This is a genomic window from Metabacillus sp. KJ11-3 (assembly GCF_055808295.1).
The window spans coordinates 202,652-217,541 of record NZ_JBVVRS010000004.1 but is presented as its reverse complement, the minus strand read 5'-3'; the positions used below and the strand labels follow the sequence as shown (position 1 = coordinate 217,541).

General features: G+C 30.2%; 13 protein-coding genes and 1 pseudogene. 5 read left to right on the top strand and 9 right to left on the bottom strand.

Going from position 1 to position 14,890, the window contains the following annotated elements; genetic code table 11:
• The first annotated feature begins 164 nt into the window (after window positions 1–164).
• Window positions 165–638 carry a hypothetical protein gene (locus AC0L8O_RS27915; RefSeq protein ID WP_251685758.1) on the top strand — a complete coding sequence of 158 codons (474 nt, stop codon included), beginning with the start codon at window positions 165–167 and terminating at the stop codon, window positions 636–638.
• Window positions 639–736: 98 nt separating this feature from the next.
• Here AC0L8O_RS27915 and AC0L8O_RS27910 read toward each other — a convergent pair whose 3' ends face one another.
• Window positions 737–1,447: an HAD family hydrolase gene (locus AC0L8O_RS27910; protein ID WP_251685788.1), complete on the bottom strand. Its 711-nt coding sequence runs from the start codon at window positions 1,445–1,447 to the stop codon at window positions 737–739.
• A 283-nt stretch (window positions 1,448–1,730) separates the two neighbouring features.
• Between AC0L8O_RS27910 and AC0L8O_RS27905 the strand changes: the two genes are divergently transcribed.
• On the top strand, window positions 1,731–2,225 hold the full coding sequence (locus AC0L8O_RS27905) for a hypothetical protein (protein WP_251685757.1): 495 nt from the start codon (window positions 1,731–1,733) through the stop codon (window positions 2,223–2,225).
• Window positions 2,226–2,427: 202 nt separating this feature from the next.
• On the opposite strand, the gene AC0L8O_RS27900 is transcribed toward AC0L8O_RS27905, so the two are convergent.
• The 3 genes and pseudogenes from AC0L8O_RS27900 to AC0L8O_RS27890 all read right to left on the bottom strand — a co-directional run bounded on the left by AC0L8O_RS27900 (window position 2,428) and on the right by AC0L8O_RS27890 (window position 4,871).
• The gene (locus AC0L8O_RS27900) at window positions 2,428–3,039 is read right to left on the bottom strand and encodes a hypothetical protein (protein WP_251685756.1); all 612 of its coding nucleotides are present in this window, start codon (window positions 3,037–3,039) and stop codon (window positions 2,428–2,430) included.
• Between the two features lie 220 nt (window positions 3,040–3,259).
• Window positions 3,260–3,545 (bottom strand): annotated as a pseudogene (locus AC0L8O_RS27895) (hypothetical protein).
• A gap of 429 nt (window positions 3,546–3,974) precedes the next feature.
• A complete protein-coding gene (locus AC0L8O_RS27890) occupies window positions 3,975–4,871 on the bottom strand; it encodes an Abi family protein (protein ID WP_368659647.1) in 897 nt (298 codons plus the stop codon).
• A gap of 907 nt (window positions 4,872–5,778) precedes the next feature.
• Between AC0L8O_RS27890 and AC0L8O_RS27885 the strand changes: the two genes are divergently transcribed.
• Both AC0L8O_RS27885 and AC0L8O_RS27880 read left to right on the top strand, forming a co-directional pair.
• Entirely contained in the window at window positions 5,779–5,937 is a 159-nt protein-coding gene (locus AC0L8O_RS27885; protein WP_251685754.1) for a hypothetical protein, read from the top strand.
• A gap of 986 nt (window positions 5,938–6,923) precedes the next feature.
• On the top strand, window positions 6,924–7,262 hold the full coding sequence (locus AC0L8O_RS27880) for a hypothetical protein (protein WP_473449865.1): 339 nt from the start codon (window positions 6,924–6,926) through the stop codon (window positions 7,260–7,262).
• A gap of 348 nt (window positions 7,263–7,610) precedes the next feature.
• Here AC0L8O_RS27880 and AC0L8O_RS27875 read toward each other — a convergent pair whose 3' ends face one another.
• From AC0L8O_RS27875 to AC0L8O_RS27865, 3 genes are read right to left on the bottom strand one after another with little or no spacing between them, the layout of a single operon-like run.
• The gene (locus AC0L8O_RS27875) at window positions 7,611–8,189 is read right to left on the bottom strand and encodes a thioredoxin domain-containing protein (RefSeq protein WP_251685752.1); all 579 of its coding nucleotides are present in this window, start codon (window positions 8,187–8,189) and stop codon (window positions 7,611–7,613) included.
• A complete protein-coding gene (locus tag AC0L8O_RS27870; protein ID WP_251685751.1) occupies window positions 8,186–8,764 on the bottom strand; it encodes a MauE/DoxX family redox-associated membrane protein in 579 nt (192 codons plus the stop codon). Before AC0L8O_RS27870 ends, AC0L8O_RS27875 begins: the two co-directional genes overlap by 4 nt.
• A gap of 1 nt (window position 8,765) precedes the next feature.
• The gene (locus tag AC0L8O_RS27865; RefSeq protein ID WP_251685750.1) at window positions 8,766–9,299 is read right to left on the bottom strand and encodes a hypothetical protein; all 534 of its coding nucleotides are present in this window, start codon (window positions 9,297–9,299) and stop codon (window positions 8,766–8,768) included.
• Window positions 9,300–9,924: 625 nt separating this feature from the next.
• On the opposite strand from AC0L8O_RS27865, the gene AC0L8O_RS27860 reads away from it, so the two are divergent.
• Entirely contained in the window at window positions 9,925–11,730 is a 1,806-nt protein-coding gene (locus tag AC0L8O_RS27860) for an ABC transporter ATP-binding protein (protein WP_473449863.1), read from the top strand.
• Between the two features lie 71 nt (window positions 11,731–11,801).
• On the opposite strand, the gene AC0L8O_RS27855 is transcribed toward AC0L8O_RS27860, so the two are convergent.
• The gene (locus tag AC0L8O_RS27855; RefSeq protein WP_473449861.1) at window positions 11,802–12,032 is read right to left on the bottom strand and encodes a winged helix-turn-helix domain-containing protein; all 231 of its coding nucleotides are present in this window, start codon (window positions 12,030–12,032) and stop codon (window positions 11,802–11,804) included.
• Window positions 12,033–12,595: 563 nt separating this feature from the next.
• Window positions 12,596–14,017, bottom strand: coding sequence for a S8 family peptidase (locus tag AC0L8O_RS27850; RefSeq protein ID WP_251685787.1), 1,422 nt, complete (start codon window positions 14,015–14,017; stop codon window positions 12,596–12,598).
• Window positions 14,018–14,890: the final 873 nt, after the last annotated feature.

The window sequence follows — 14,890 nt, the reverse complement described above, 5'->3', positions numbered from 1 at the left end:
GAAATCAATTCCATCTAAGAGAAATATAAAAAAAGCGTCTGTCTTTATTCAAAAACAGCGCTTGATGTTGAAGATAGAGAAACTTACTGAACATGTTATAAGTAAAAGAATAAAATCTAATTTTTAAGGAAAAATACATTAAAAACAAAAGGAGATTGTATTTTATGAAAAAACTGATCCACCTAATATTAATAGCTTTTGTAGCATTTTTATCTTTTTCATTTATTACACCTACACCATCTGTACAAGCTAAATTGACAGAAGCAGAAGACAGGTTCATTAAAACTATTACAGATGACTTTATAGACACTCATAATTTAAATTTGAACGGATATAGTTTCTTTGATATAGGAAAAATATCTCCTTCAAATAAAACTAATTTAACTCAAAAAGACAAAACTTTAACAAATATTTTTATGGACATAGCTAAAGATCAAAATTATGTGGATTGTAGCCCGATATTCTATATTGATGAAACAAATACCAAAGGCTATGTGTTAGAGAAGAAATTAAGTGGAATGAACAATCTATACAATTTGACTTATGATAATACAAGTGAAACTTGGAAAATTACAGAGAAAGTCAACAAAATGGGAAAAGATCTTGTTGATTTAGGTCTTGTAAAAGGTACAGAATAATTTATAGGGGAAGCAATAGAAATTTGACTTCCCCACAAAGAATTTTAATACAAGTCCCCAGCTGTTCAATTTTAGAGCTTGATTGTTGAAGATCAGATTTAAATTTTATTTATTATATTTACAAAGGAATTTCTATTTATTAAAGCTGTTAACTCATTAAGACTATGTATTATTTTTACATTCGTATTAGGATGTGCTGTATTAGTTTTTCGATTTAACCATATACCTACCATACCAGCATCGTTACTTCCTATTGCGTCTGTTTCAAGTCTATCACCTATATAATAACTTTGCTGAATTGAAACGTTCGCTTTGACACATGCATCCTTAAAGATAGTAGGATTGGGTTTAGCTACTCCTATTTCACTGGATGTAATAATACTATCAAAATAATTACGGATACCTAAACTCTCTAATTTTTCTAATTGTTGACCATAATCACCATTACTTATAATTCCAAGCCTAAAGCCATCTTGTTTTAATTGCTTTAAACAAGGAACGACATCTTCATATACTGACCAGTTACTTTTATATAACCCTAGATAAATATTAAATTTGCTGTCTGCTTGTTCGTTAGTTAAATGTTGACCAAACAAGTCCTTTATACGCATTCTTCTTTGATCTTGAAAGGATAATTCTTTTGCTAAAAACTTTTCGAAATATTTTCCAGATAAGCTATTCCATAGTTCAACAAATTTAATCTCACTATATTCTAACTCGTTCTTGCTCTTTTTAAAAAAATCAATTGCTCCCATTTTCTCTGCTCGGTCATGATCAAGCAATGTTGCATCTATATCAAAAAATATCATGTCTATCATGTCCCTCTCCCTCTGCAATCTAAAATATAAACATTCCCTAAAAATTCTTCACCAGTTCAACAAATCCTTCACCTTTTCCTAAGCCGTATGAAAAAAGGATTGCGGTTTCTATGCAATCGCGCTCAGTTTTGCTGAAAATCAATGTCAAAAATCATTAATATCTCAAAAATTTATACATATAATTTTATAATTTACATGTTTTCACAAAAGTTTTTTTCATTAATATATAAATTTGGGGGAAATTAAGGCTATATCTAATAGAAGGAGGGAAATTATGATTAAAAGATTTTCAATTTCAATATGTAGTTTATTACTTTTATTGATTGTGGCAACATCCTTAGAGGCAAAAGCACTAACCTTTGAGGAATTACCAGTTAAACAATCTTCAAAACAGTGGTCAGTTCAGATAGGTGAAGCTGAAAAAGGAAAAGATTTAGCAAAACCTGTAAAAGGAAAATTTCATACTTACTCTATAGATGTTAATAACATAAGTAAGGATGTATATTCTGTAGAAATTAATATGTTTAGAAATGAACCTAACTCTAAGACAAAGTACTCGCTTTTTGGATGTCCTGATGAACAAGAGTGTAATGAAAACCGATATGAAACAGCGAAATCTTTAGCAAAACAAATGAACAATGGCCACTCTTATCATGGTGCTAATTTCCTTATGGCTGAAAAAGCAACTGAATTAGAAGTGGAAATCGTTTGGACAGAAGATAATAATGGCAGACCCTTAAAGGAAACATTTATATTTGCTGCTGAATAACTAATTCAGTTTACCCTGTACATCGTGTCAAGTGCACGATGTTTTTATTACTCATATTGCAAATATGTACTTTTCAAACTATCTCTCAACAGAAATTAAACACCTTTCCTTGTTCAAGAAAGGCACTTAGATTGCTGAAGATTGATCTTAGACTAAAGCAACCTTTAATTAAATAAGATATGCTTCTTATTTAACAAGTTATTTATTTGTCTGTTTGAATAACAAATTCAAATCCTGTTGGTTTTTGGAATGGCATTTTGCATTCTTTGAATGTTAACTTTATATTTGAAAGATCGTTAGGTAAAGCTGGCGATACGGTAAATGTAAAAGAATGATGCGTTCCTGATCCACCACCAAAATTGTTTCGACAGTCATAATCAACCCCTTCACCTTCTATAAAGAGGGCAAAAAATGAATGTTCTTCAAACCTTAGTTGATCTATATCTGAATCTTCTTTATCAATGGTAAAATGTACAACACTTGCATTTTCAAATTGACGTACAAATGTCACTGTATAAAATACACCATCTTTTTCGAATGATTTTAACATTGGTATATTTTTCAGAAATCCTTTTGGTTCCACAGCAGGTTTATATATCTCTTCATTTAAAAAATGTGAAAAAACACTATTTAGAAATTCCTCATAAAAGTTATATTTCATTGACCATTTAGTAATAAGTTCTTTAGTTGGAAAACCAGGGTTATTATTTGAAAGTTCCTTCCGTTGCTCAATTAAATTACATATTTGTTCATCTATTGGTTCTATTTTTTCATCATAGTGTTCTGTTGGTGGTTCGAACGGCATTCTCTTCATATTTTCCCTCCAGTATATAATAAGTCAATACTAACATAATTTGGTAAACAACACTATCCTGTCCCTAAAATCAATAACAAAAAAGTTGCCTCTATGACACTTCGTTCTTAAACTCTTGCGCTTAGATTGCTGAAGAAGTGTTGTTGAGCTAACGCCCCCGTTATACATATAGAGACTTAACATTAATTGCATACTATATAAATGATGTGACAATAAGTTATTATTTCTTACCTTTTCGTTCTACAAGTATAGGTGCTATATTTAGTAAGATAGAAACAATTGTCAAAAACCATAATGCCCTTTCCATACCAGGTACTACATCCATTAAAGCTGCCCAATCTTCCACTTACCCAACCCGATACAAGACTGTATTCTGCACAAAGTGTAAATGCTGTAAATGATAATCCCATTGCCATAGCAAACTTATAATCCTTTCCTGCTTTATACATATAAAGATTTATAAAAGTTGCTACTATTGCAATAGCACCAAATATCATAAATAACATTACTAACCTCCATATATTATTATTTTGTCTTGTAATAATACTGATGTGCATCATCTCAATATATTTTCACAAACTCACTTGTATTTTAACATATATATCCAATTTAGCAGACAGGTATTGTTCGTCAATCTGGCCTGATTGATGAATAAAGCACGCCTATTCCAATTCGAGTTTGGATAATCTCCTTCACGTGTATTGTAAAAATGAAAAGACGCCTAAACCAATCATTTCAAAGGTAAAGGCGTCTTTATTTATAGCATTATAGTAGATGGTAATTCCATCTATAGAGTTATGTTAATTAAAGGAGATATTACTTACCCCTTTATCTAGAATAGACAGGAATATTGTGCTTTTTTTCTGTATTCTATGAAAAGAGAGTATATTGTAGTATTATTCTCTTAATTTATGTTAACTTTATTAAAAATTGTGTTATTTATGTAATAATAAATGTTCTTTCCAATTAGAAGGAAAACCAATATGAGAGTGGTCAATATATTCTTCATACTCGTCGATCAATGTCTCTAATTCAATCAAAAACCTCTGTCTTTCTACTTTTGTTAGCAATCTTTGAATAATGTAAATTGCAGCATATACTTTCTGATTACTAAACCTTCTTAGATCTTCTTTAAATAAACGTGGTTTAAAGATCAGCTTTTTATTATATAAACGTCCATAATGAGCACAAACATTTCGTATATTTGAGAGTGTTTGCAACCAGCTCTCTAAATAAAGGTACGGAACATTATAATATATTTTAGCAATATGCCTTTTTAAGTCTTCGCGTAAATTACGATATAGCTTGGAAATATAACCAAAAGATGTTACTTCTATAGCTGCCCATATTGGTATATTACCGTTATATTTTTTAAAATGATGCTCGATAAAGAGTTCTCCTTTACGACTCCTACTTATTAATGTTTCCAATTCATCTAAGGATTCTCCATGGAATTTTCCATTAATAAAATTATCTTTATCTTTATAACCAAGTGGGCCAAGTTTATGAGCAATCTCATATGAAATATGAGTGCGAAATGATATTTCTATTGTTTCGAGCACACCTAGTAGCATAAGTCGTAATCGTCTATCAAACTCATATAATGAAGTTAATTTTTCAAATGTTGAATTTTTTATGTAATGTTCCTTATTTATAGGATCTTTCAATGTTAATGCATATGCACTTAATCTATAGTAATTAACTCTTTGTAGGTATTTTTCAGCAATTTCAGAATTCTCTATATGTAAGTTTCTTTTTTTGAGGATTTCTACTTGCTCTCTATATGTAGTAGGTGGTTTGATTTTCATATAATCCTTGTTATTAGAATCCACTGTAATTTCCCCTTGGATACAAAATGACCCACCTTGGTCCGCATTGTTAAGAGGCGTGGTGGGTTCTGTTACCTTAATATTAATACTTATTAAATATATAGTCAAGGTACCTTTATTATCTACTTTTGTGGACTGTCTACAATATGTCTTCTTCTGTCGTGCAAATGATTTTCTCTTCCAAAGTATTAATACATAATATTTTCGCTAAACAGAGATTTTACACGAAGTTTAATATTTCTAAACAATGGGATGTTTCCCTCCCTCTCTTCTAAACCGTTTGGTCATGGACAAAAATCACACAGATATTTATACAATAAATGGGATAATTCAATTAATATCCTCTATTTCGAAGTTTTGAATATTTATATTGTATTTTAGACGTTTGTGTCCATCTTCATCGTTCATTATTATATTCTAATGGAAAAACATATAACTAATATCTCACGAATATTCATGTTTCTTATTTCAACTCGGCTTTTACTTGAACTTTCTGTTTGGCATTACTGCATCAATACCATATTAAAGTCCCCAACTTCTCATAGGATAAGATCGACCATAAACAATGCGCTCGTACTGTTTAACTTCATTTTTCATCCATGAATAATCCTTTATAAATTGTTCGCTCTATTTTTTCAGGTACTGTCATTTGTATACACCCTAACTTAACAAAATAAAAAGGACACCAATCAACACATTGTATAAAGATTAGTGTCCCCTGCATGGCTGTTAGAACATTACTTAGCTTTTAAGTTCAAATCAGAAACTGTAAACTCTGTAGACATTTTACTTTGATACTTTTCAAAGATACAATTTCTATGCACAGAAGATTTGATAAAAATTCAATATCCACCATTAATGTATCTTGAAGCGTACCCTCAATGTTGACAATATTTGAAAGCTAGTCTATATGACAGATCGTGGGACAATGAATAACCTACTATCAAATACAGATGGCTATAATCTAGGAACAGGCTGCATTGTGAATAATTACATGAACCCCAATATCATCTCGATTCCATTGGAAGATGAAGACCAACTGATTCAAGTGTTTTGTAAAACGAAATAATGTATTTTTGCCAGCAGAGCTTCTGATATATCTCGATTTTGTAAAAATAGCATTGTAAAAATCGATGCCTAAATAAAAATAAAGCGAACTTTCGTTTACGGAAAGATCGCTTTTATCCGTATTTACACTAATCACAAATCATTTTGTACCTCTTAACGGCACTTTTTATAATACTCATTATTCTGCTATAGATTCTTATTGGTTTCTAAACGGCTTGTCACCTTAAAACAGAAAAGCGCCCGATAGCTGAATAAAATAAATATTAGAGATCTAGAACGGTTAGTAACATGTGGTTTATAAAGACTGATAATGAGAATACAAAAACAGATAGCACCCATGACATTAATAATTATAACCATTTTCTCCTTGCGTTACCGGAATATGTGTTTTTAATACTCTTAACCAATTACGTATAACATTTGTGCTTTCTTCGATATATTCTGCTGCTTCTTTAACGGTTAATCGTATTTCACCTAAATATTCTCATCGCTTATGATGAAGTGAAAAACCGTAAGACTAAAAAAAGAACTACCAATCCTGAAAAATACATAGAATAGTCATCAGAAGTTAGTCATGTTAAAAGAGCAATTTTTCAATTTCCTTCTTTATGGATTTACTAGTTTTTTGGATTAACTTTTCAATATTGGATCATGCTTAAATATTGTTTAGTACTAAAATTGCAGACATTGAACTTACGGCCTGTCTAATCTGATATTCTATTTTAGCAACTCGTAGGAATCCCTTAAGGTAAGTATCCAATAATAGTGTTAAGAAAATAAAGATTTGATTAATACCTGTATATGAATATGGATTAAAATAGTTACGTAATACATTAAACCTTAAATAAATACAATTGATTCAGAAATGTGTATAATACCAAGCTGCTATTAATTGTCTTAGTTTTGAAAAAAATGGTGAAAATATTATATGAATATTTGTATTAAATTTGACAAAATATAAAAAAAGAAAGGAGTTGTTTTATTAAAATGAATAAGATAATTTTTGTAGTAACTTTATTATTTGCTTTTGTAATATCTATGGATGTAAAAGCTGATTCAAACCTTCCTGTTGTCAAACAATCAGAGCAATGGAAGATTGAATTATTAGAGCCTTCTAAAGGGAAATCCTTTGCTCAAGGGAAGAAGGGCGACCATGAAGTATATAGTTTATTGGTTACAAATATTGAAAAAAAAGCAGCCTATAATGTTTATGTTGGTGCTTTCAGAAATGAGCAAAACTCAGAAAAAAATATGGACTGGCTCCACAGATGTATGGCAATAAAGTTGACTCAGAAGAACATTTTAGTTTCAGAAATTTCCCAGTAAAGACAGGAACTGATCAATTACATTTAGTTATTACATGGGAGGATGAGCCAGTTGCTATGTCAAATGGAGAAAAAACAAATGGAAGAAAGTATATAGAAGAAGTAAATATTCCTTTACCGAAATAATTGGTATTTCTCTTACTTAATAAAATTATCCCCTTATTTTTAGGCAGAAAAAATACTGTCACTTTCAATGAGGGGATTTTGTTTTTGGGGAGTTAAACACAATGTCTATGAAAGTTTTTACTCCCGCAAAAACTTTTAGTATAGAACTTCATTTTGGTCGTATCTTTCCTGTTAGTTTTCTGTCCCCAAAATATCTTTCAATTGATATCTCTTCCTAAAGGTTTTAAGCATTATATACTTTTTCTCCCTCTATATTTTGGTAATTTATGTTTTTATTAAGATAATTACCTAATATTAAAGTCAGACTATGTAAACTATCCACCGATTTACTTAAAGTTATATTGAGTTTACTATCTACAAGGATAATGCTAGGGACAGACATAATAAAATAGTTATCCAAAATCATTTTAGAAGTGACAAAATGTATTTTGTCAAAGGTGCTATCTGTATAATTATCTATTTTATTCTCACTAATGACTATTATCCGGAAATCTAAATGACTTGTAATTAATGGAAGTCCTGAAATAATTTCTTTACAATAATCACAATTATTACTAGCAAAAATTAACAAAGTATTTTTACCATCATTATCAACTAATTTTATTTCCTTATTTAAATGGTCCTTTTCTCTAAATAATGGTGCAGTTTTTCCTACTACTAAGTCTAATTTTGCAGCCTGACTACCAGTAATTCTAAAACTTTTTAAAAATTCAACAATATATTTTGCTAATAAACAATTTAGTAAAAGTAATAAAATTACTACGAACCAAAGTATAAATAAAGAAACTTCATTAAAGTTCACTTCACACCATTCCCTTTATATAAATTTTTAATATTTTTATTTACCTCCAAAATTCTATTAAGATATATATAAATATATATTGTAATAAAGGCGTATAGAGAATTTAAAATAAGTGAAATACCATTAACTGATTCATACTTGCTTATTAATAATAGATAACTAATGCTTTCTATTCTTGAATTATAAAAGATTTGTAATAAACACATAAGAATCAGAAAGCAATTTCTTATAACAATAGCCCATGAGATTGTATGATTTCCCAAAACACCTCCACAACCACAATTGATTGTATCTCTACCTTTTATAATATTTATAGATATTACCAAAGAAAATACGAATAAGAGTAAAATAGAAGTTATCGCAGCTACTTCCACGAAAATTCCAAATATCAAAACTAAACCTATAACTACTTCAGTTATCATTCCTGTGTAGCCAAATACCTGAATCCATTTTGTTGGTATCAACTTATATTGTTTCAATGCTAAAAAGTGCTCATTTACATTTTTAAATTTGTAAATTCCTGTACTTAAAAAAACTATCCCTAAAATAATTCTTGTTATATAAATAATATCCATTTTATATAACCTCACCTTCAGGATTAGACCTTCGTCTATATTTTTCATAAAATTCATTATAAATACTTAGTGCATTAGGAAAAATACGCTTTATACGACTTTCTGAGTCTATGTGAATATAACTTGGGAATCCTTCAATATGTAATTTAGTTATTAGTTCTTCAGGGACTATTTCCACATTAAAGATATCTGCATATTTTTCTTTGAAGAGATTTGAACCTTGTTCTTCCTTCACTAAAATAAGTGAAGGTACCATCATGTACTTTAAATTTAATTCCCTGAATATTTCTATTTGATTGTGGCAAGCAGAGCACCTTGGTGCTGAAACAACTAAAACAAAATCTTTATTTTTTATTTGATTAGGCAGAGATATCATTTTACTAATATCAAGACCAATACTCGGATGAGTAATTATATGGGTTGAACCTTTTAAAAAAGTTAATTCTTTTTTAAATCTGTTCAACTCTTTTACATTTAAGATTTTTAGATAGATTGAGACTACTACAAACCCAAAGAAGAGTGACAAAATTAACAATAAAGTAAACCTCCTTTATTCATATATTTATTGCAAAATAAAAGTGCAGAGTATGCAAAGCTAAAACAACGTGGCAACTATGGAGAGGCTGCTGTTATGCTAGCCTACTCGGCACAGCCAGCATTGGTGGGCTTATTGGCTGGTAGTGCATACCCGTAGAGTCTCCATGTCAGTTGCAATACTATGTACTTTTTTAGTGCAATTTCATAATTATTATTTATCTTTAAGTTAATAGTAAGTTTTTATGAAAATGTTGTAAAATAAAGATTTCTTAATTTTTATTTCATTTAGAATTTATTGAATTTTATATTATTTATTTTATTATGTTTATATACACGTGTATAAAATTAAAGGGAGGGGGAATACCATGTTAAAGAATTTACTAGGGATATCAATGAGGGAAAATTGCTATTTTGATACTCAAGATTTTTATTGTACTACAAGGAAATATTGTGATGCTCCTTATGATAGATTTGTTATGACAAGGGATGAAATAACTAACGCAAAATGTGGGTATGTACGCAAGGGTTGTTGTTATGGGCCTTAATTGATATGGTATTTTATATTACGGAGAGCAGCTATTTTGCTGCTCTCTATCAATTTCAAAGAGAGGAATATTATAAGAATGCTTCGGGTAATAATAAAATCCTTGAAAATTGTTTGGATATACGAGAAATTATGGTTAATCCTTAATGTAATGTACGCAATAGTGGCTGGAATTTTACCCATATTTACAATTTGGATTTCAAAAGAATTAATAAATCATATTTCAATAGCTTTACAAAAGAGCAATATTGAATTAGAAATAATTATTAAGCTTCTATTTATGCAATTTTTTATTTCTATCTTCACCGTAATACTTTCCAAATTTATAGAATACCTTAATGCACGATCTGTAATGAATTTGGACTTTAATTTAAATTTAACTATTTTTAATAAAGTTGATTCTTCCCCATACACCTTTTTTGAATTACCAGATTTTCAGAATGATTTAAAACGCTTAAAGTACTCATTAGGCGACAGGTTCACATCCCCTATTAAAAGTGTTTTTCAAGTTATTAAGTCCATTGTTTCGCTAGTTTCCTTGTTAATATTGTTAGCTAATATGCATTACTGGTTTGTTATATTATGCTTTTTAACCGCTATTCCTACATTCTTAGTACACGCCAAATTAGGAAAAGCAAGCTATTCGTTAATGTATGAACAAACTCCTCTTACGAGAGATTTAGAATACACAAGTAGATTACTTACTGAAAAAGGTAGCGTTAAAGAAATTAGAACTTTCAATTTATATAAGCACCTAATCAATAGATGGAAAATGATTTTTTTAAAACAAAGAAATGAGACATTAAATTTAACTAAAAAAGAATCCTATTATACGACTTTATTAGAAACATTTAGTGGAATCATTACATTAATTAGCACAATTTTCTTAGTGATTTTAATTAAGAGAAACAATCTGGGAATTGGAGAATTTGTAGCTGTTCTACAAGCATTTCAAACTTCAGTATCCTCAATAAATAATTGTTCAAATCATTTAGCTAGAATATATGAAGATAGTATCTACTTAGAAGATTACTTTAAATTTACAGAATTTAAAAATCAAAACGCTAAAATTGAAATGAATAAAAAAGATAAGATAATCTATAAAAATTCAATTGTAGAGCAAGGGATTGTTCTAGAAAACATACATTTTTCTTACCCGGGTACAAATAAGGACATTCTATCAGATATCTCACTCAAAATTAAGGCAGGAGAAAAGGTCGCTATTGTTGGTGAAAATGGCTCAGGGAAATCAACTTTAATTAAGTGCATTCTTGGATTATATAGTCCATCAAGTGGAAATATATTCGTTGGAGGTACTAATATACATAATTTATCAAAAGAAGATTTAGCAAAAAAATTCACAGTAATATTCCAAGATTTTATTAAGTATTCATATACCTTAAAAGAAAATATAGGTTTTGGGAATATTAGTTTTATAAATAATGAGGAATCTATACGAACAGCAGCAAAAGTAAGTGGTTTAGAAGAGTTTATTAATAAACTCCCTAATAATTATGGAACTTATCTTACTAGATATTTATATGATGGTATTGATTTATCTGGTGGACAATGGCAAAAGATAGCATTATCTCGTGCCTTTATAAGAGACTCAGAATTTGTTATTTTAGACGAGCCAACCGCAGCACTTGATCCAATATCTGAATTGGAAATATTTGAGAAATTTGTTACTCTTTCAAATAATAAGACTGTAATTTTTATATCTCATAAAATGGTTTCCACCAGGTTAGCTGATCGTATAATTGTAATGCATCAAGGGAATATCCATGAAGAAGGAACCTTTGAGGAATTAATTTCAAATAAGGGGCTCTTTTATGAAATGTATAATATCCAGAATGGTATTTACAAGGATTACCAGTATCAATAATTTTGTATAGTCTAGAAAGATAAGACACATTAATTGTCTTATCTTTTTCGAATAACTTATAAAGGTCACATTTAAACTATTTTATACCCAAACCCTCTATGATTAATCAATACTTTTGGTTCAGAAGGATTTCTCTCCAATTTTTCCCTAAGATTTTTTATATGGACATATAAGTTAGTAGGACTTGAGAAGTTAAGCATATTCAATATTACTTCAACTTCTACAAACATTCCTCTTTTTGAGTATAATAGTTTTAACAACTGGTATTCTATATTCGATAAAAACTCTATTTTATTGTTCAATTTGATATATCTTTGTGACTCATTAAAGATTATGTCTTTTCCTATTAAAACTTCTTCATTATTTTTAGCAATTAGATCAATTTCCTTTAAGGTTTTAGATAACGGAAAAGTAAGGCAAATGGTAGCCAAAATATTTGAATAAATATCATGGCTACCTGTTCCATTTGTATGAATAATAGTAGGAGAGCAAGCACTTTGTGTAATTGTTTCAAATAGTTGAAAATACTTTGTGTTAAATACCGGAATACTTAATATTATACATATGTAGCTTTTTGAGACTAAAGAGTGAATTAAATTTTTATCAAAACTTATCTCCTCTAGTTTAATAGTTACACTTAAAGGAATTAACGTGTATTCAAGGCTTTTTTTAATGATAAGTCATCAGACAATAGTAAAATTTCCATGGAATGTCACTCTCCCAACTTGGTAATATTTTAATAATTCTCCATTAAATGTAAATAACCTTCTATTTTTCCATTTTTTATCCAATCTAAACAAATGGCCTCTTCCCTAATAGTGATTTCATTAAAAAATCCCTCCAAAATTCCGGAGGGATTTCTTAATTATTTTAATGCACCATAGGCATTCAAATGTCCAGCGCCAAAGTATTTTCGATCAATTCCATCGACAGGATCCACTGCTTTTGTAGTTAATAGCTTAGCTAATTCACTTGGGTTCATTTTTCCATATTTATCAATTAAGAGCGCCGCTACCGCGGATACCTTTGGAGTTGCCATAGATGTTCCATTACTATAATACCATCCCCCATCTGCACTTGTACTTAAGGTAAGCTCTTGTTGATATAATTCTTTTGTGTAATACTCCTGCCTTCTACCTTCACTTAAATATTGATAATACAAACGTGTATCACCGCCAACAGCTGCTATATCTATATATCCGGGACCCCAGTTTGAATAATTCGCAAGAATATCATTTTGTCCTGTAGCTGATACGGTTATCACACCAGGAATTGTTCCAGGTACATCGAAACCTGCTCCAACAAAGAACAGCCCATCTGTTGCATACTCGGCATTTAGAAAATCAATTACTTCACTCTTATTTGTTGCGTTTAATGACTCATTACCAGCTGCCACCACTACTAGGGATCCTTTCTTTGTTACATAGTCGACAGCCCTTTTATAAGCTTTAAAATCGGCCACATCATTTGCAAGTCTTTGTTTCTCACCTGTAATAGGATCTATATAGAATATCGATCCTATTACATCATAACCACCTAAACTCATTGAAATTACATCAACACCGTCATTTGCTGCAGTAATCATTGCTTTATAAATCCAAGATGATTCAGCAGAGCTTGTACCAAATACACGATATGATCGGATACCTATGTTTGGTGCTACCCCTAGCATTGCACCATTACCTGCAATTGAACCGGCTACATGGCTTCCATGACCATGCTTATCATCAAATGCATTTGAATTACCATTTTCATCAAGTTCTATTCCTTGGTATCCGCCAGCGGGGACCATATTTTTTGACCCTGGTAAAAGATTTTTTATAAGATCAGGATGATCTCTATCGATGCCAGAGTCTATAATTCCAACAACCACATCATGTGAACCCGTCCCAAGCTTATAGCTTGCTCCATTATTTGTGACCCGCTTAATATCCCATTGTTTATTCCACAATGCAGCATTTCCCATCGAAATATCATTTGTTTTTACTTTAACTTTCTCAGATTCGGGAATTTCCCAACTAATTGAAGGATTTGCTGAACTCACTTGGGAAAGCATTTTTATATCACTGAACTCTGAATTAGTAGCCTTGACCTGTAAGAATCCAATTTCAGGTACCTCGTACACAATTTCTGCACCTGTTTTTTTAAGTTCATCCTTTACACTTAATGAAATATTAAAATCATTTAAAAGGATTGAATAATTACCTTCTTTCTCAATTGCAAATGCTTTAATCGGCGAAAACAAACTATACACTATTGCAGTTGTACCTAGGATAGATAAAAACACTTTTTTCAACCAAAATACCTCCCTATTTGTAACTCTCAATCGATTTAATTTGGTACATGTATAAACAAGTTATTATCAAAATATCTTTAACAATTAATTCCCTCCCTTTACCCTTGGTAATTTATATCACATTTTAAATTTTATTACTAAACCTCATAAAAAGTAAGTTCTTTTAGTTAAAATTTACCTTTTATAACAAAAAGAACCAAATATCAAATTTTTCTTCATCTAATGAGTTATACATCGATTTATAAACAGCAACCTCTCTATTTATTTAGAAGGTGGTTCAAGATTTGAAGCTCTTGCTTTAGAGGCTTCGATTGATGAGTTAAAACATTCCTTGCCCCTTGCAAAAATCACAATATACTTTATAAAGTAATCCCCGAAACCTAAATTTTAATAACTTCATTCTGCATTTCTATTCCTCTAAAAAAACAATCCTGCATACACAATTTGTTCGATTTTTCTTGGATGTAGAAAAAGAGCAAGTAGAAGATTAATAGTATTAGAGAGAGTTTGTGAATTTTGCCATCAATGAAATAAAGAAAAGCCATATTTAATGTAATAATTTACGTAACCGCTCTATTCGTTGAACTATCAGAAGTTTTGGTTAGTGATTCAAGCATAACCTCACCCTCCCTCTATAAATATTGATATATCAACGGTTTGACCCGTTGGTGGGATGTCAAAAAAATATTTTTCGACAAACACCCTAACAGAATTTAATAAATATGTGATTCTCTTACAATTAGTGGGTACGCTACGCGGTCACTACTGGGTAATGATGGTAAAGTAGTGATCACAAAGTATACGATGCACAATGGATCTCTGCGTAGCTTATGATGACGTACCCTCCCATGTCTCTGGGCATCC